Source organism: Rhodococcus sp. O3, assembly GCF_048897285.1.
GTDB lineage: Bacteria > Actinomycetota > Actinomycetes > Mycobacteriales > Mycobacteriaceae > Rhodococcus.
Genome location: NZ_JBMBTE010000102.1, coordinates 1 through 17,526, shown reverse-complemented (window position 1 = coordinate 17,526; position 17,526 = coordinate 1). Strand labels below are relative to the sequence as shown.

Genomic DNA, 17,526 nt, shown 5'->3' with positions numbered 1-17,526 from the left:
CACCGCCCCCTTGCTGCGGGCGCGGGCGGCCACGGCCCGGGTTCGCGACGGCGGCACCGCGAGCCCGCCGAGACCGAGGACCACCAGGTCCATCCCGTCGAGCAGGACCGCCGCGATCTCCACCGGATCGGGTCCGGGATCGGGAATCACCGCCACCCGCTGCAACTGCGCTCCCATTTCCGCGGCGGCGAGCAGACTCAGCCGGCGGTGGCCGATCACGGCGGCGTGACCTCCCGCAGCGGTCACCGAGGCGAGAACCCCGATCAGCAACGACGTGGCCCCGGAGACGGATACGACGGAGCCGCGGACGAGACCACCCTGGGGCAGTACATCGGCGAGCGGTTCCGGGACCGGGAGCAACCGGTCGGCGGGTACGTCGGCGGGAGCGGCCCGCTCCACCTCCCCGCGCGCGGGTATCGCGGCCATCCGCCGGCGCAGCGACTGGATCCGCTCCTGCCGGGACGGTCTTTCCACACCGTCGAGCGGGAACTCGGCGAGCTCACCCACATGCACCCCTTCGTCATCTGCCGGCCGCGGGAACACGGCCCACCGACACCACGGGGAAGACGTGGTTCAGTCACCAACTATCGAACATACTTTCGAACCTTTCCAGTACACCTGATCTTGGGGCGGCCCGTCAAGCGCAGAAAGACCCCTCGCATCCACTACTCTCGTGAAGGTGTCGAAACAGGAACGAGTAGGTAGGGTTGTCGGCCCGGACCACCTGGTGGCCGGTCGCTACCGGCTCGATTCCAAGCTCGGCGGCGGCGGGATGGGCGCCGTGTGGCTCGCCCACGACACGCGGCTCGGGCGCGACGTCGCCGTCAAACAGGTCGTCTCCACCGCGGACCTGCAGCCGGAGGCCGCCGACGAGGTACGCCGCCGCACACTGCGCGAAGGGCGGATCGCCGCGCAGCTCGCGCACGAGCACGCCATCGGGATGTACGACGTGGCCCTCGACGCCGGTGAACCGTGGCTGGTCATGGAGTACCTGCCCTCCCGCAGCATCGCCCAGGTGCTGAACACCGTCGAGACACTGCCCCCGTACGAGGTGGCGCAGATCGGGGCGGACGTGGCCGACGCCCTGGCCGCCGCACACGCCGCGGGCATCATCCACCGGGACATCAAGCCCGGCAACATCCTCGTCGCCGAACGGGGCCACGAACTCGGCATCGTGAAGATCAGTGACTTCGGCATCGCCCTGGCGAGCGGCGACTCCGATCAGTCCGGTGTGATCGCCGGTACCCCCGCGTACTTCGCGCCCGAGGTGGCGCGCGGGAACGATCCCACCGAGGCCAGCGACGTGTTCTCCCTCGGCGCGACCCTCTACACCATCCTCGAGGGCCAGCCCCCGTTCGGTTTCGAAGCCGACTCGATCGCATTGCTGCACCGCGTCGCCCGCGCCGAGATCATTCCGCCGACCCGGACCGGCCCTCTCACCGACGTCCTGCTCTCCATGCTCGAACCCGACCCCGCCCGCCGTCCGACGATGGCGCAGGCCCGCGACCGGCTCGCCGCGGTCGTCCTGGGTCCGGGCACGAATCCCACACTGCTGCGCGGACGTCCGATCCTGGCCGAGGACGGCTCGATCCCCGTGTGGGCGCAACGGTCCACCCCGATCGCCGGAACCCGTTCGCGCAGTTCGTTCGTGGACCGGCCCGCACCGCCGCCGGTGTCGCCTTCGCGCGGCCCGTCACGCGGGATTCCCCGGCCCGCCGAATTGTGGGACCGGCTGCTTCCGAAAGAACCTGTGCCGCAGGACCCCAAGGAACGGCTCGTCGCATACGCGCCGCTGGCGATGGCGGCGATGGTCGCGCTGATCGTGCTCGCGCTCGTGGTCGCGGTGATCATCGCCGTGGCGGTGGGCTGAACAGCTTTCAGTCGATCCGGCGCCGGTGCGCCCACCGGGTCAACGCGTTCCGGTTCGACTGCTGGGTCTTGCGCAGCACGTTCGACGCGTGGGTCTCGACGGTCTTGACCGAGATCACCAGTTCCTCGGCGATCTCCCGATAGGTGTAACCGCGCGCGAGCAACCGCAGCACCTCGAGCTCACGCGGGGTCAGCGAATCGAGTTCGGGGTCCAGCGGCGGCTCCGGGACGTTGGACCGTCCGGTGAACGAATCCAGCACGAATCCCGCCAGGCGCGGGCTGAACACCGCGTCGCCGCCGGCCACCCGCCGAACCGCATCCGCCAGTTCGGTGCCCGAGATCGTCTTGGTGACGTATCCGCGGGCGCCGGCCCGGATCACCGCGATCACGTCCTCCGCCGCGTCGGACACGCTCAGCGCCAGGCACACCGGCCCCGGTGCGATGCGGCTGAGCACCGCGACTCCCCCGCCGTCGGGCATGTGCACGTCGAGCAGCACGACATCGGGGCGGGTGGCGTCGATCCCGGCGACCGCCTCGGCGACACCGCCGGCCTCGCCCACGATCTCCATGTCCGCCTCGCGCCCCAGCTCGGTACGCACACCGGAACGGAACACGGCGTGATCGTCGACCAGAAAGACACGGAAGGACTGTGAAGTTGGGGCGCCGTTCGACGTCACTGCGTGTGCTCCTCGGGTTGGGGTTCGGCCTCCTGCCACTCTAGGGGCGAGCCCGTCCCCGGCACCGCACCGCCGCGGGGCATGTGTATCCGGATCTCGGTGCCCTTGCCGAGCTCCGACTTCACCACCACACGGCCGCCGCGCCGCTCGATCCGCGCCCGGATCGACTTGGCCAGACCCTGCCGGTCCTCCGGGACCAGATCCGGGTCGAAGCCCGTCCCGCGATCGCGGACGAACACGCTCACCTCGTCCGGTTCGGCCTCGGCGAACAGGTCGACGCTGTCCACCCCGGCGTGCTTGGCGGCGTTGACGAGTGCTTCGCGGGTCGCCCCCAGCACCGCGGTGAACGATTCGGCGGTCAGGTCGTCGTCGTCACCGGGCGCGACGTCCCCGACGATCACCGGCGTGACGGACACCCCGTGCTGGTCCTCCACCTCACCGGCGATGGTGCGCAGCGCCTCGGCGAGGCTGGTGCGGGGGCTCTCCCCGCCGCCGAACAGCCAGCGCCGCAATTCCCGTTCCTGGCTGCGGGCCAGCCGCACCACTTCCTGCGGATCACCGGCCTGCTTCTGGATGAGCGCCAAGGTCTGCAGCACCGAATCGTGCAGGTGCGAGGCGATCTCCTCGCGTTCCTCGTTGCGGACGCGGGCTGCGCGTTCCTGCTCGAGAGCTCGCCACATGCGAACCCACAGCGGCACCGACAGCAGCCCGGCGCCGATGAGGGTCACCACGACCGCGAGCAAGGACGACCGCAATGCAGCGACGTCGACCTGGGCGAGAAACACGACGCCGAGGCCGGTGACGATCAGGGTCAGGCCGCCGAGAACCCGCGCCCATGTCAGGACGGTGGGTTTGGCCGGCAGTCCGAGGACCGACCGTGGCCCGTCGACGTCGAACTCCCGCCACACCAGGGCGGCACCCACCGCGACCACGACGATCGGCGCGATCACCGATGCCGCGCCCCCGTTCAGCAGCCACGACAATCCGGCGCCCAGGGCCAGCCCGATGACCGCCAGACCCAGCGCGCGGCGACGCTCGGTGGGCGACGGCGGCTCGGTGTCGGAACCCTGCGGCACGAATGCCCACAGCAGGCCGTATGCGACGATGCCGACCCCGAGCGCGGCGAGCACCGCGAACGCGACCCGGACTTTCATCACGTCCACGCCGAGGTGGTCGGCGAGACCACCGGCCACGCCGCCCACGACGCGGCCACCGACGCGGCGTTCGAGTCGGGGGACGGGCACGGGAAGGTTGGCTACCGGTTGCACATATTCGATACTGGCACGCGCTCGGCGCCCCGGCATCGGGGACCGACCCTGATCCCGGAGGCCACTGCGGGGCCCGAAGATCAGGGTTCGCCCCTGATGTGCGGGCGCCGCGCGGGCGACAGGATGAGTCCATGAACTCGCGCAGCTTCCCCGAGCAGCTTTCGGACATGTGGCGCACCCGTCCGGTGCGCCTGCCCGATCAGGGCCACGTCGCCGGCGTGTGCGCCGGCATCGGAGTTCGGTACGGCGTCGATCCGGTACTGATCCGGGTCGCGTTCGTGGTGTCCACCATCTTCGGTGGCGCGGGCATCGTCCTGTACCTGGCGTGCTGGGTCCTGCTCGCCCGCTACGGCGATCCCGTCTCCCCCGTCGAGTCTCTCGTCGGGCGGGGCCACAGCGCCGACTCGAGCACCAAGGTGATCGTCCTGCTGGTGGCACTTGCGGTGGCTGCGAGTGCGCTCGGCCCGATGGGCGCCGGCCTGGGCGGTTCCGGATTCCTCAGCTTGATGCTGATGCTCGGGGGTCTGTGGCTGCTCTACCTGCGCAAGCCGGAACCTCCGGTCCTGCCGCCCCCGCCGGGATCGGTGGCCTTCCAGCAGAATCCGTTCCCGGACTTCTCGGTCCCGCAGGCGCCTTATGCCCCGTCCCAGTTCACACCGGCCCCATTCGCGCAGCAACCGTTCGCGGCAGGGGCGACCCCCACTCCCGGACCGGCACCGGCGGACCCGAACTTCTGGGTCAAGAAGGACGCCGCGACGTCCGAGACGACCGGCGGTGTGAACGAGTCGGCACCGCCCGCCGATCCTGCACAGCCCGCCGATCCGACACAGCCCGCCGATCCCGCACGGCCCGCCCCGGATCCGTTCGGCGCGACGGCGACACCTCCGTCCTGGGATCCGCTCGGCGTCGCCCCGTTCGCGTGGGACCTTCCCGAACCGGCACCGATCCGGACACCCGTGCCGGATCAGAAGCAGCCGCGGTCGCGGTTGACGACGACGATCCTGGGTCTGGCGGTGCTGGCCGCCGCCGCAGCCGCAGCGGTCGCCGCCGCTACCGGCATGGAATGGCTGACGCCGGCCCGGATCGGGGCGATCGCTCTCGCCGTCGTCGGGCTGGGACTGCTGCTCGGCGCGTTCCTGCACCGCGGCCACGGCCTACTGGTGGTGACCGGTCCGCTGATCGGATTCGTGGTGCTCGCGTCGCTGGTCGGCCCGATCGACACCTCGCGGTGGGGTCCGCAACAGCATGCCCCGCGCACGGCCGCCGAGCTGCAGCCGGAGTACGCGGTCCAGATGGGCGAGCTCGAGCTCGATCTGCGCAATCTCACCCTCACCGAGGACCGCACCGTCGCGGTGGAGACTCGGTTCGGCAACTCCCGGATCCTCCTGCCGCCGAACCTGGACGTCGACATCACGTGCACCGAGCGCGCGGCCTCGCCGTGCCCCACGCAGGGCTTCGACGGTGGCGCCGACGGCCGCAGCGGACCCGTCCTGACCCTCGACATCGATACCGCTTTCGGAAACTCGGAGGTGCACCGTGGCTGACTTCGACACCGACTACACCGGATCCGGATCCGGATCCGACGACACCGAGGCGACCTGCTCGCGCCGGCGGGGCCCGTCGATCCTGCTGCTCGTGGCCGCGATCGCCGCTCTGGCGGTCAGCGGGTGGGCGTTGATCGGCCCGTTCTCACTGGACCCGATCGCGAACGTCGAGTTCCGCTGGGTGTTCGTGGCCGTCGCCGTGGCGGTGGGCGCGGCCCTCCTGTTCGCACCCGGCAAACGGTCCCGCCGGAAGAACTGAATACACTGCACCTCCGAAAAGCACTGTACCCCTCGGATTTCGAAGGAGAGATCCTTCGGCCCGAGGGGCACAGTCGCTGCTACGGGAGGATCACTCCCACTCGATCGTTCCCGGCGGCTTGCTGGTCACATCGAGGACGACGCGGTTGACCTCGGCGACCTCGTTGGTGATCCGGGTGGAGATGCGCTCGAGCGTCTCGTACGGCAGGCGGGTCCAGTCCGCGGTCATCGCGTCCTCGCTCGAGACCGGGCGCAACACGATCGGATGACCGTAGGTGCGTCCGTCGCCCTGCACACCGACGCTGCGCACGTCGGCGAGGAGCACGACCGGGCACTGCCAGATCTGACCGTCGAGGCCCGCGGCCGTGAGCTCTTCGCGCGCAATGGAATCCGCGTGACGCAGGATTTCGAGGCGCTCCTGGGTGACCTCACCGATGATGCGGATGCCCAGGCCCGGGCCGGGGAACGGCTGGCGGCCGACGATCTCCTCGGGCAGACCGAGTTCGCGGCCGACGGCGCGGACCTCGTCCTTGAACAGCAGGCGCAGCGGCTCGACGAGCTCGAACTGCAGATCCTCCGGGAGACCACCGACGTTGTGGTGACTCTTGATGTTCGCGGTGCCGGCGCCACCACCGGATTCGACGACGTCCGGGTACAACGTGCCCTGCACGAGGAAGTCGATGGTCTCGCCGTGGGCGGCGCTCTCACCGAGCACCTCGGAGACCGCACCCTCGAAGCTGCGAATGAACTCGCGGCCGATGATCTTGCGCTTGGTTTCCGGATCGGACACTCCGGCCAGTTCGCGCAGGAACGTCTCGGAGGCGTCGACCGTCACCAGCCGGGCTCCGGTCGCCGCGACGAAGTCCTTCTCGACCTGCTCGCGTTCACCGGCGCGCATCAGGCCGTGATCGACGAACACGCAGGTGAGACGGTCACCGATCGCGCGCTGCACGAGCGCGGCGGCGACAGCGGAATCGACACCGCCGGACAGACCGCAGATGGCCTTGCCGTCGCCGACCTGCTCGCGGACCTGCGCGATGAGCGACTCGGCGATGTTCGCGGCCGTCCACGCGCCGGGGATGCCGGCGATCTCGTGCAGGAAGCGGCTGAGCACCTGCTGCCCGTGCGGCGAGTGCAGAACCTCAGGGTGGTACTGGACGCCGGCGAGCCGGCGAGCCCGGTCCTCGAAGGCCGCGACCGGTGCGCCCGCGCTGGACGCGGTGACCTCGAAGCCCTCGGGTGCGGCGGTCACGCCGTCGCCGTGGCTCATCCACACGGGCTGCGTCGCGGGCAGACCCTCGTGCAGGACGCCACCGCTCACCGACATCTCGGTGCGGCCGTACTCACGGCTGCCGGTGTGTGCGACCGTGCCGCCGAGGGCCTGGGCCATCGCCTGGAAGCCGTAGCAGATACCGAAGACCGGCACGCCCAGGTCGAACAGCTTCGGGTCGAGCTGGGGAGCGCCCTCCTCGTACACGCTGGACGGGCCGCCGGACAGCACGACCGCGAGCGGCTCCTTGGCCGCGATCTCCTCGACGGTCGCCGTGTGCGGCACGACCTCCGAGTAGACCTTCGCTTCCCGGACGCGGCGAGCGATCAGCTGCGCGTACTGGGCTCCGAAGTCGATGACGAGGACCGGCTTGGACTGCTGGGTTTGCGACACCCGAACAGTCTAAGCGGCGGTCCACGTCACACGAACGCCGGTCAGGCCACCCCGGCATCCGAACCGCGGCGGATCTCGACGATCGGCAGCGACAGCGCGCCGGGAGCACCCGCCGGCACCACCGGGTTCTTCGGGGCGATCGGGTTCAGTCGACGGTAGGGCTCGCCCTGCGCGGGACGCACGTCGTCCTCGCCCTTGTTCGGCCACAGCGCCGCGGACCGCTCGGCCTGCGCGGCGATCGTCAGCGACGGGTTCACGCCCAGGTTCGCGGAGACGGCCGCCCCGTCGACGACGCTGAGCGTCGGGTAACCGTAGACACGGTGGTAGGGGTCGATGACGCCGTGGTCGGGGTCGCTGCCGATGACCGCGCCGCCGAGGAAGTGCGCGGTGAGCGGGATGTTGAAGATCTCGCCCCAGGTGCCCCCGGCGATGCCGTCGATCTTCTCGGCGATGCGTCGGGTGGCCTCGTTGCCCGCGGGAATCCAGGTGGGATTCGGCTCGCCGTGGCCCTGCTTGCTGGTGACCTTGCGGCGGCCGAACAGGCCCTTCTTGGTGTAGGTGGTGATGGAGTTGTCGAGGTTCTGCATGACCAGCGCGATGATGGTCCGCTCGCTCCAGTCCTTGACCGACAGCATCCGCGCCATCTGCACCGGGTTCTTCGCGACCTGCACGAGGAACTTCACCCACCGTGGGGTGCGGCCGTCACCGTCGGTCATGAGGGTCTGCAGCAGACCCATCGCGTTCGAGCCCTTGCCGTAGCGGACCGGTTCGATGTGGGTGTCGGCGGTCGGGTGGAAGGACGAGGTGATCGCGACACCGCGGGTCAGGTCCATGTTCGGGTCGACCTTCAACTTCCCGGCGCCGACGATCGATTCGGAGTTGGTGCGGGTCAGCTCGCCGAGCCGGTTCGACAGCTTCGGCAGCGCGCCGGTGTCCTTGAGATGGTGCAGCAGATGTTGCGTGCCCCAGGTGCCGGCGGCGAGCACGACGTGCTCGGCGGTGTAGGTGCGCCGGCTCTTGCGTCGCCACGCTCCGGTGCGTTCGGTGACGACCTCCCAGCTGCCGTCCGCGGTTTCCCGCAGATCGGTGACCGTGGTCATCGGGACGATCTCGGCACCGGCCTTCTCGGCGAGGCCCAGATAGTTCTTCACGAGGGTGTTCTTCGCGCCGTGCCGGCAGCCGGTCATGCACTCGCCGCATTCGATGCAGCCGGTGCGGTCGGGTCCGACGCCACCGAAGTAGGGGTCGGCGACGGTGCGGCCGGGTTCGCCGAAGTAGACGCCGACCGGCGTCTGGATGAACGTGTCACCGACACCCATGTCCTCGGCGACGGACTTGATCACCTCGTCGGCGGGTGTCATGTGCGGGTTCGTGACGACGCCGAGGATCCGGCGGGCCTGGTCGTAGTAGGGCGAGAGTTCGTCGTGCCAGTCGGTGATGTGCGCCCACTGCTTGTCCTCGAAGAACGAGGCGGGCGGCTTGTAGAGGGTGTTCGCGTAGTTGAGCGATCCGCCGCCCACGCCGGCGCCGGCGAGGATGAGGCAGTCGCGCAGCAGGTGCACGCGCTGGATGCCGAAGCACCCGAACCTCGGGGCCCACAGGAAGCGCTTGAGGTCCCAGCTCGTCTTGGCGAAGTCCGCGTCCGCGTACCGCCGGCCCGCTTCGAGAACACCGACCCGGTATCCCTTCTCCACGAGCCGCAGCGCCGTGACGCTGCCACCGAAGCCCGATCCGACGATGAGGACGTCGTAGTCCGTCGCGCGCTGCCTACCCATCGGAGTACCTCCACCCGTGAAACTGGTTGTTACTCGCCAGTATGCACCCCGGGTCTGTGACAGCTGCCACAAGGATTGCCCAACTGTTACCGCGCGTAGCGGAAACCGCAGGTCGCGGCCGCGCTGCCTCTGTGAACCACAGCTGTCGAGATGCAGCGAAGATTGACAGACCCGACCGCATAGATTGACAACGACCCCCAGAACGAAAACGCGGCCACCTGCGCTTATCTGCCGGGAAACGGTTAGTGTCGCCTAATTTCTGTCAAAGTAGCCTGTCAATCTAGCCTTGCAGTCCTACATTCGATAGATCCGCAACTCCCTCTGGTGAGCCGAGAGGATCGGCGATGGTGTCGGGTGCTTATGTTGATGACTGGTTGCCGCGATCACCGCATGGCTGTCGGACCCCCGTCATGACCACGCAGTGGTGGTTCCGCCTCGATCCTGAAGACGCACCGATGCTGTGGGAGTGGGGCGCTGCGGGAGCCCCGGATCCGAGGTCATTGGTGTCGGTGCGGCGGCCACGGTCTTCGGCGCGGCAGCGGCACATCCCGGTGTCGGCGTTCTCCTACACCGTCGGCGGACACCTGGAGCTCGAGTCCGGTGTCGAGCACGATCTGGTGCGGGTTCTGGATCGACGTCGGGACATCGTCTGGATGGTGGCCCAGCCATGCCAATGGGTGTTCGGGGACATCGGCAAGCGGCACGTGCCCGATCTACTCAGCGTCAGTAGCTCGGGTGGCGTCACTGTGTGGGATGTCCGGCCGGAGTCGAGGCAGAACGAAGCGTTCGAGACGCAGTCCGTCGCGGCCGCCGCGGCCTGTGTGCACGTCGGATGGTCCTACGAGATCTTCGCCGGGGTCTCGAAGGTAGAGCGGTTGAACCTGCTGTGGTTGCATGGCTATCGCCGCCGCCCACCGTGGATCGATACATCGCGTCCGTTGATCGATGCGGCGGTGTCGGGCGAGGGAGCGACGATCGGCGAGGTGTGTGCGCTCGACGACGGTTCCGGTGAGCTCACCTCGACGATGTGGCATCTGATCTGGTCGGGGGATCTGCTGGTTCCCCTCGACGAGAAGATGTCGGCGGATACACCGGTCAGGCGCGTCGGTGATGTCGGGCGGTAGCCGCACCTCACTGACGATGGGTGCGCGGGTGCTCACAGCGTCCGGAACAGCGCTCGTGGAAGCACTGTCCCCGGCCGGGGTGGAGCTGCGCACCTCCTTCGGTGAGCTGATGCAGGTGCAGTGGTCGGAGTTGACCGAGGTACGGTCCATCTCCAATGGCAGGGTCACCCGTGTGCAGGAGTCGCTGCGTCCGTTGTGGGATGGCTTGCCCGATGACGCGAAGCGGACTGCGCTCGATCGGCTCGAGGTGGTGCAGGAGATCGTCACCGGCTACCGGGACGGGCATCGGGAACTGGCGCGGCACGGTGAGCCGCGCAGTCCGTTCGGGGATGGGTTCGGATTGTCGGAGAGTGCCCGGTGTTCGATCATGGCGGAGACATTGTCGAACGAGGCCGCAGGTGATCGGGGCCGACAGCGACGCCTGGCTGACGGCGAGCTGATGCGAGCTGCGCCGTCCGTCACGACCGTCCGCAACTGGGTGCGAGCCTGGCGAAATCAGGGCCTGCTCGGCTTGGTTGACGGCCGGGCTCTGCGACACATCGCCAAGTGGGATCGGATCGACGAACGGTATCGGGCGACGGCGGAACTGGTCGTGGCAGCGCTCGACGGTGATCGGTCCACGGTCAGTATCGGCGAGATCGACCGGAGGATCCGGGTAGAACTCCACCGCGCTGGTCATCGCGATGTGGTGACGCCGCAGCGGGTGACCGCGCAATACCTGGCGCATCTCAAACACGGCATCGGCGCCACGACACGAAGCCAGCGCAGCCGGGCGGGGCGCACGGTGTCGGGCACCGCATCGTTCCCGGCGATCCGGCCCGGGCAGATCGTCGCGATCGACGCGACCCGGGCCGACAACCTCGTCTACGACCCGCTGTTCGGTCGCCCGTTCAGTGTCGAGATCCTCACCGCGATCGACGTGGCCACCCGGGTGATTCTGGCACTGCGGGTGGTTCCGCGCAGCGCTGACGGGATCGACGCCGGCCTGCTGCTCTACGACGTGTGCCGCCCGTTCTCCATGCTGGTGCAGGGCACGACGATCAGCGACTGGCGGTGGGCCGGGCTCCCGGACACCCTCGATGTGTCCGATATTGCCGTCACCATCGGGCGCCGCCGCGTCGCCCCGGACCTGTCCACCCTGCAGGGTGAGCACCGGATCCCGTCGGTGCTGCCGGATGCGATCCGCGCCGACCACGGGTCGATTTTTCTGTCCGATCATTTTCGGGCTCTGCTGCACGAGTTCGGGATTGATCTGCTGCTCAGCCGCGGCTCCAAACCGACGGACAATCCGCATGTGGAGCGCTGGCACGAGACCCTGCAACGCGCGGTGCAGCAGCTACCCGGCTACAAGGGCCGCAACACCTCCGAGCGTGGACGCCTCGTGGCCGCCGAAGCACTGATCACCGCGGCGGAACTCGAACAGTATCTGCGTCGGTTCGTGGCGCTGGACTACCACCGGTCCTGGCACACGGGGCTGGTGCTCGGCGCCGACCCGACCGCACGTACCAGCCCGCTCGAACTGTGGGACGTGATGCTCGATGTCACCGGCCGTATCGACGTGCCGCAACGCCCGGATCTGATCTACCAGTTCCTGCCGATCCGATGGCTGCGGGTCGGCGTGGCCGGAGCCGAGTACCGCAACATGGTCTTCGACAGCCGGGTCCTCGCAGACTTCCGCAACGTCGCCATCGGCCGGTTCCGGGCGCAGGACGCGGCGGTGCCGTTCCACTTCGATCCGCACGATCTGTCCCGCATCTGGTTCCGGCACCCCGAGACCGGGGAAATCCATCCAATCCCGTGGCGTGGGGCACTGCTGACGGATGCGCCGATGACCGAGACGATCCTCGACGGGCTGCGTCAGCGGATCCGCGATCGCGGCGGCAACCACATCCTGTTCCGGGGTTCGGCGCAACGGCAGATCCTCGACGAACTCACCGAACTGACCACCGGATCCGCACCGCCGGTCGACTGGACCAGCAAACTCTCCGCGGCAGCCCGCCGGGTCCAGCAGTCCCGCACAGACCACGCCGACGCCGTCGGCGCCGCCGCCCGTACCCCGATCGCCGAAGCGGACACCGCGGACGCTTTGTCGGACGTGCCTGACCTGTGGCCGGCCGACGACCTGCTCGACCGGCCCTGGCCGCACCTCGAGGACGAGCCGTAGCTGTGGACGCCCGCGCCTGGCATCGCTCCTGCACCACACCCACGCCGCCGGAACCCCAGCATTTCACGGCCGCCAGCTGGGAACGGCTGTCGAGTTCCCGCCGGGCAGCGCACATCGCCGAGCTCGGGCGCTGGCTCCACACGATTCACCTCGACACCGAGCAGGCAGCGACCGCGACCCGCCGGATGACCGAGATCGTCGACGAGAACACCCAGACCCCGCCCGGTGCGAAGCTCATCGCCGCAGTCACCGGGGTCAACACCGTCGGCAAAAGCACCGTCGTACGCCGATGGGCCGCCGATCGCTACCGCGATTCGATCACCGGCGCCGACACCACCGAGTTCGGCGTTCCGGTCTGGCAACCCCAGCCGTATCTGGAGGCGGACCTGTGTCCGGTGGTGTGGGTGAACCTGCAATCGGCGGTGATGGTCAAGGGACTGAACTCGCAGATCCTGGACTTCTTCGGGCTGCCTGCCCGCGGTGTCGCCCACCGCCTGTCCACGGTGGCGGTGCAGGCGTTGGCCCGGCACGGCACCCAGATCTTGGTGATCGACGATACGCAACTGCTGCGCACGAACTGGAAGGGCAGCCAAGACGTCCTCGACCACATCAAATATCTCAACACCGAACTCGGCGAGTTCGACGCCACCTTGGTCCTGGTCGGCACCGGCCTGGCTGACAGCGCGATCACCGCCGACCCGCAGATCACCGGACGTCTGGAGCTGACCGAACTGGTCCCACTCGACATCACCACCGAGAGCGCACAACACGCCTGGCAGCGAGTTCTGCACCGCCTGGAAACGCTCGTACTGCCGCATCTTCCGCGGGCACAGGCCGGGGTGCTCACCACCGAGTTCGCCGGTCCGATCTGGAAACGCTGTCAGGGATATCTCGGCGATACCTCTCGGTTGATCCGCACCGCCACCCTCGACGCCGTCAAAGACGGCACCCTCGCCATTACCGCCCGTCATCTGTCTGCTGTCCGTCTCAGCGACCGGGCCCACCACGGCGAGCAGCAGATCGCCCGGCGCCGCCGCACCGCCGACCGGCCATGACCCCGCCGCTACCTCAACCGCTCTCACCGGCGCCGAGGATCGTCGAACGGCTACCGGCGCGGCCGATCCCCGCTGTTGGGGAATCGTTCGATTCCTTCGTCGCCCGCACCGCCGCCGCCAACGCCACCGCCGTTGCAGTGATCCTCGGTCGCCCCCGGATCGCCCGCGGTGCCCGGGACTATCCGGCGATCCTCGGCCGGGTTGCTGCACTGACCGGCCAACCTCGATCTCGAATCGTCGAGATGACCCTCGACAGCGTCCATCCCACCGTGCTCGCCTCGACGGGATGGTCCGCAGCCGGATGGGGACAGCACTGCCCCTGCGCGCCACCGAACATTGGCCGCCGGGACTGGGCGCTCGCCCTCGCCCCGATCTGCCGCTACTGCCGGCGCCTGGTGCAGCTGCCCGGTACGAATACCACCAGCCATATCCCGATCCCGGGCGAGATCACCCGAATCTGTTTCGACGTCCTCGCCGCCGCTTATCGCTCCGCGACCGATACCCATATCGCCATGCGGTTGCAGACGCTGCGCACGGATCTGCCGTGGATCATCCGGCGGATCAGCAAATCCTGGGCCCAACCCGAGGAGACCGCCGATCTGCTGTTCCAACAGGCAGTGGACGACCTCGTCCACACCGGCGAACCACACCACGACGGGGCCACGGCGCCAGTTCCCCACTCGGCTGCGGTCCGCGCGATCGCGATCGCCGTCGGCTGGGACAGCCAACCAGCCGGGTCGGTGTCCCCGATCCCGCCATCGCGCCCCGCCTTGCGCCCCCGGCACGAACCATCGATCCGGGACGGGGACGTCTTCGCCAGGAGGGTGATCCGGCCAGGATGGCCGGCGCCGCGGATCATGCCGCGCCCGGGATGGGCGCGACGATTCCCGAACCGGATCGACCTGCTGCGCCTGGTGATCGGCTCCACCGCATTGACCATCGACCACATCCCGGGCAGCTACCGGCAGGACGGCGAACCGTTCTGGGCCGACCGCTGCCAGTGGCTCTGGCGCGCCCGGGTCGCAGCTCTGCTGGGGCACTGCGCAGCACTGCGTGGCCACTGGGACCTCACCGATGAACCGATCCACAGATACTCTCGCGACCATTATTTCTATGTCGCCAAAGGACATTGGCCATCCGTGCCACCGATCCTGGTGTATGAAACCGATATCGCGCACGCGATGAACCTCGCCCGAATTCTCGTTGGGGACGGTCTGATCGATTATCGGTGTCGGCGTGATCTTCTGCGCCCGCTCGTGCAGCTCCCGGTCGATCTTGCTGCGCAGCTTCCCCGCCCTGTGCGCGCGCTGAAGGACTATCGGCGCATCGGCGCAGCATGGATCTGGTCCGAGGCCACCGCCGATCGCCCGCCTCCAGGACGGCCGATGGGGGCACTGTCCGCCTTCGACGCCCTCCTCGGATTGTCGGGGCGAAATCTGCTGCGCGGTTACGCCTGCGAACTTCTCGCAGGTCACAGGACTTCGTGAGGCGTCGGTTACGGCCCCGCAATACTGTCCTCGTCCGGCGTATAGCTGCCGTGTCCAACCTCAACCGAAACTCCAAAACCGCGAGCAGTCATACAGACTGCCTGTATGGATGTTACTGAAGTGTTATGTGTTGCATTTGTGATTGTTGGGAAACCGTTTAGGTTGCTAAGAAGCGATGGCGCCACCGCTTCTTCAATCGAATCGACAGACAGTAGGAATAGATGGATTCGCACACCAACGGTGGCTCCGTCATGTCCCGGCACAGATGGTGGCGCCGGTGCCTGGTCACGAGCACGGTTGCAGTCATGGTTGCCGTCGGAGGGTCGGCAGCGATGGCACAACCGACCGAGACGACACCGGCCGCCCCCACCACACCGACAACGACGCAGCCGGCCGCCCCGGATAGCGTGCCGCTGCAGGCACCGACCGAGACCACCACGATGGATCCGTGCGCGGTGCCAACCACCACCGCCCCCACCACAACTCCAACGGTGCCGTCGACCACCACCACGACCGAACCGGTGCCGCCGACATGCGAACCGACCGTTCCGGCGACGACCACCACACCGGCATCCGAGCCGGCGACGCCACCCCTCGCAACCGAGGCCTCCTCGACGGGCAACGAGTCGAGCACACCCGCGACCACGAGCGCGGAAGCATCTACCGCGGCCCCGGGGAAGAAGGAGCCGTGGGTGAAGTGGACGCCCACCGAAAACCCCAACTCCACGATCGTGCCCGGCAAGATGCGCTCGGACCGCCAGGAATTGCCCGAGGGCTTCACCAAGGAAGACGCCGACAAGGCCGAGATCCTCGAGGCGAAGATCCTCGCAGCCTCACGCTCCCGCACGGCCCGTAGTGCCTCCGCCACCAACGTGCTCGCCGCTGCGGCTCCCACCGACTGCATAACCTACTTTCCGGCCTGGCAGTATCAGGTCTGCGGAGAGATCCGAGTCAAATACGACTCTCTCGGCAACGTGAACAGCTTCTTGCTCTGGCCCACCAGCGGCAACATCACGAACCCCGACGGAGTCGGACAACGCGTCACATTCGTCAACGGACCGATCTACTGGCACCCCAACCGGCGCGCACCCGGTCGTCAACCACTTCATGATGAAGTGGGGCGAGCTGTCCTGGGAGGCAGGTTATCTGGGTTATCCCACCACCGATGAGATTGTCCTGCAGTCGAGTACCGACAACATCGGTCGGCGGCAGGAGTTCCAGGGCGGCCACGTGTACTGGCACCCCACTCGCAGCAACCTCAATGCTGTCCGTGGCGCCGTCCTGAGCAAATACCTCGCCACGGGCGCCCAGAACGGGCCCCTCGGCTATCCGAAGTCCGACGAAATCGGCCTTCCAGACGGTGTGGGACGGATGTCCTCATTCGAGTTCGGGAACATTTATTTCACCTCTCAGACCGGGGCGTGGCCGGTTCTGGGCACATCCGACCCGATCCTCGGGAAGATCATGGGCAAGTGGGCAGCTACGAACTACGAGCAAGGACCATTCGGATACCCGATCGGCGACGAACAACCCCAGGTAGGGACGTCCGGAGTTAAGCAGGATTTTCAAGGTGGCACGATCGGATGGCCGACAGAGTTGACAGACGCGTCGGACGATATCGGAACCGACTGGGATTACTACGAATACGATGAGACTTCCTGTGATTCATGCGGCGATGACGACAGGATCACCGTCACGGGCCCGGCCCATCTGAATGTTCCCCAGCCGCCTCCGACCAGTTCTGATCCCAATGGTCTCTCTGGCCTTGCCGAGAACAACCTCTCGCTGATCGGAGACCCTGGGGAGAACCAGATGCCTTCCTGCGATGCAGTGACCTCGGACCCGAATGCCGAGTCCGGCGAGCTCATCTTCTGTACACCGACTCCGGAAATGCTCGAACGCGAAGGTCTCGCTGACGGCCAAGCCCGTCTCAACGATGCAAACGACTGGAACAGCTACCTTCAGCCGTTCTGCAAGTCGCTTCCGCAGCGTGTCTGGGCCGGTAACCGTGCCTACCAATGCATGTGGCGGGAAGACTGGACATTCATCTACCAACGCAACACACAGAACCCGATTCCCGGCGAGACGCCGGTCGGCAGACTCCACTACGTGCAGGAACACGAGCTGCGTGCGCCATGGAAGTCTCCCAACTCAGCATGGACGGGCAAATCCGCCATCCACTTCTTGCAGGGAGGAGTCAGCGGAGCAGCGACAGAAGCGCTCCTGAGCATCCGGATGACCTGTTCCTCCTCGGGAACAGGGTGCCCAGTCAGCGGCCCGGGTATCGGAAACATGCCCATCGCCACCAACCCGGATGCCGAAACCACCTTCACGGTGACCAACGCGGGCTTGACCTCAGGCATGCAGGTGACGAACAACCTGAAGAACACCTTCTACTTCAGCCATCCCCAAACCGATCCAGTCAGCTGGGATGTTCCCGAGGCCAGGTATCCGGAAGTTCGTTGCGATCGCAATGACAGAGACCAGGGCTGTGTAGTTCCAGCTGCAGAACCGATCCTCGACATGACCACCCGGCCGAACGCATCGGAACACGCAGCTCACATTGGAAACGCCCAACGCAGCGGGCTGCCCGGAGGACCGGGCGGCGTGCCGTTGAGTCGAGCGACCGGCACTCAGGCCCA

At 67.7% G+C, this 17,526-nt stretch carries 14 protein-coding genes and 1 pseudogene; 9 read left to right on the top strand and 6 right to left on the bottom strand.

Features of this window, described 5'->3' with window-relative positions:
• Positions 1–507 (bottom strand): annotated as a pseudogene (locus ACN675_RS22165) (hypothetical protein); the annotation flags it as partial.
• A 172-nt stretch (positions 508–679) separates the two neighbouring features.
• On the opposite strand from ACN675_RS22165, the gene ACN675_RS22160 reads away from it, so the two are divergent.
• Positions 680–1,870, top strand: a complete 1,191-nt coding sequence (locus ACN675_RS22160) for a serine/threonine-protein kinase (RefSeq protein WP_420752891.1) — start codon at positions 680–682, stop codon at positions 1,868–1,870.
• 7 nt (positions 1,871–1,877) lie between these two features.
• Here the strand turns inward: ACN675_RS22160 and ACN675_RS22155 are convergent, their stop codons facing one another.
• Together ACN675_RS22155 and ACN675_RS22150 are read right to left on the bottom strand one after the other, a co-directional pair.
• Positions 1,878–2,546, bottom strand: a complete 669-nt coding sequence (locus ACN675_RS22155; protein ID WP_420752890.1) for a response regulator — start codon at positions 2,544–2,546, stop codon at positions 1,878–1,880.
• Positions 2,543–3,850 (bottom strand): PspC domain-containing protein, encoded by a 1,308-nt coding sequence (locus tag ACN675_RS22150; protein WP_420752889.1) that lies wholly within the window; start codon positions 3,848–3,850, stop codon positions 2,543–2,545. Before ACN675_RS22150 ends, ACN675_RS22155 begins: the two co-directional genes overlap by 4 nt.
• A gap of 95 nt (positions 3,851–3,945) precedes the next feature.
• On the opposite strand from ACN675_RS22150, the gene ACN675_RS22145 reads away from it, so the two are divergent.
• Both ACN675_RS22145 and ACN675_RS22140 read left to right on the top strand, forming a co-directional pair.
• Positions 3,946–5,358: a PspC domain-containing protein gene (locus ACN675_RS22145; RefSeq protein ID WP_420752888.1), complete on the top strand. Its 1,413-nt coding sequence runs from the start codon at positions 3,946–3,948 to the stop codon at positions 5,356–5,358.
• Positions 5,351–5,617, top strand: a complete 267-nt coding sequence (locus tag ACN675_RS22140) for a hypothetical protein (protein ID WP_420752887.1) — start codon at positions 5,351–5,353, stop codon at positions 5,615–5,617. The genes ACN675_RS22145 and ACN675_RS22140 overlap by 8 nt, the downstream gene beginning before the upstream one ends.
• 90 nt (positions 5,618–5,707) lie before the next feature.
• Here ACN675_RS22140 and guaA read toward each other — a convergent pair whose 3' ends face one another.
• Positions 5,708–7,279, bottom strand: coding sequence for a glutamine-hydrolyzing GMP synthase (gene guaA, locus ACN675_RS22135; RefSeq protein WP_197250863.1), 1,572 nt, complete (start codon positions 7,277–7,279; stop codon positions 5,708–5,710).
• 41 nt (positions 7,280–7,320) lie between these two features.
• On the bottom strand, positions 7,321–9,054 hold the full coding sequence (locus tag ACN675_RS22130; RefSeq protein WP_420752886.1) for an FAD-dependent oxidoreductase: 1,734 nt from the start codon (positions 9,052–9,054) through the stop codon (positions 7,321–7,323).
• A 410-nt stretch (positions 9,055–9,464) separates the two neighbouring features.
• Between ACN675_RS22130 and ACN675_RS22125 the strand changes: the two genes are divergently transcribed.
• The 4 genes from ACN675_RS22125 (at position 9,465) to ACN675_RS22110 (ending at position 14,884) form a co-directional block, all read left to right on the top strand.
• A complete protein-coding gene (locus tag ACN675_RS22125) occupies positions 9,465–10,178 on the top strand; it encodes a TnsA-like heteromeric transposase endonuclease subunit (RefSeq protein WP_420752885.1) in 714 nt (237 codons plus the stop codon).
• A 367-nt stretch (positions 10,179–10,545) separates the two neighbouring features.
• Complete coding sequence (locus ACN675_RS22120) at positions 10,546–12,342, top strand: transposase (protein WP_252174300.1); 1,797 nt, start codon at positions 10,546–10,548, stop codon at positions 12,340–12,342.
• 2 nt (positions 12,343–12,344) lie between these two features.
• Positions 12,345–13,397, top strand: coding sequence for a TniB family NTP-binding protein (locus ACN675_RS22115; RefSeq protein WP_252172737.1), 1,053 nt, complete (start codon positions 12,345–12,347; stop codon positions 13,395–13,397).
• A 242-nt stretch (positions 13,398–13,639) separates the two neighbouring features.
• On the top strand, positions 13,640–14,884 hold the full coding sequence (locus ACN675_RS22110; RefSeq protein ID WP_420752884.1) for a hypothetical protein: 1,245 nt from the start codon (positions 13,640–13,642) through the stop codon (positions 14,882–14,884).
• A gap of 157 nt (positions 14,885–15,041) precedes the next feature.
• Here ACN675_RS22110 and ACN675_RS22105 read toward each other — a convergent pair whose 3' ends face one another.
• Positions 15,042–15,518 (bottom strand): hypothetical protein, encoded by a 477-nt coding sequence (locus tag ACN675_RS22105; RefSeq protein WP_420752883.1) that lies wholly within the window; start codon positions 15,516–15,518, stop codon positions 15,042–15,044.
• A gap of 58 nt (positions 15,519–15,576) precedes the next feature.
• Between ACN675_RS22105 and ACN675_RS22100 the strand changes: the two genes are divergently transcribed.
• Together ACN675_RS22100 and ACN675_RS22095 are read left to right on the top strand one after the other, a co-directional pair.
• The gene (locus ACN675_RS22100; protein WP_420752882.1) at positions 15,577–16,053 is read left to right on the top strand and encodes an LGFP repeat-containing protein; all 477 of its coding nucleotides are present in this window, start codon (positions 15,577–15,579) and stop codon (positions 16,051–16,053) included.
• Positions 15,992–17,526 (top strand): LGFP repeat-containing protein (locus ACN675_RS22095; RefSeq protein WP_420752881.1); only part of this gene is annotated, 1,535 nt, incomplete at its 3' end. The genes ACN675_RS22100 and ACN675_RS22095, both read left to right, overlap by 62 nt.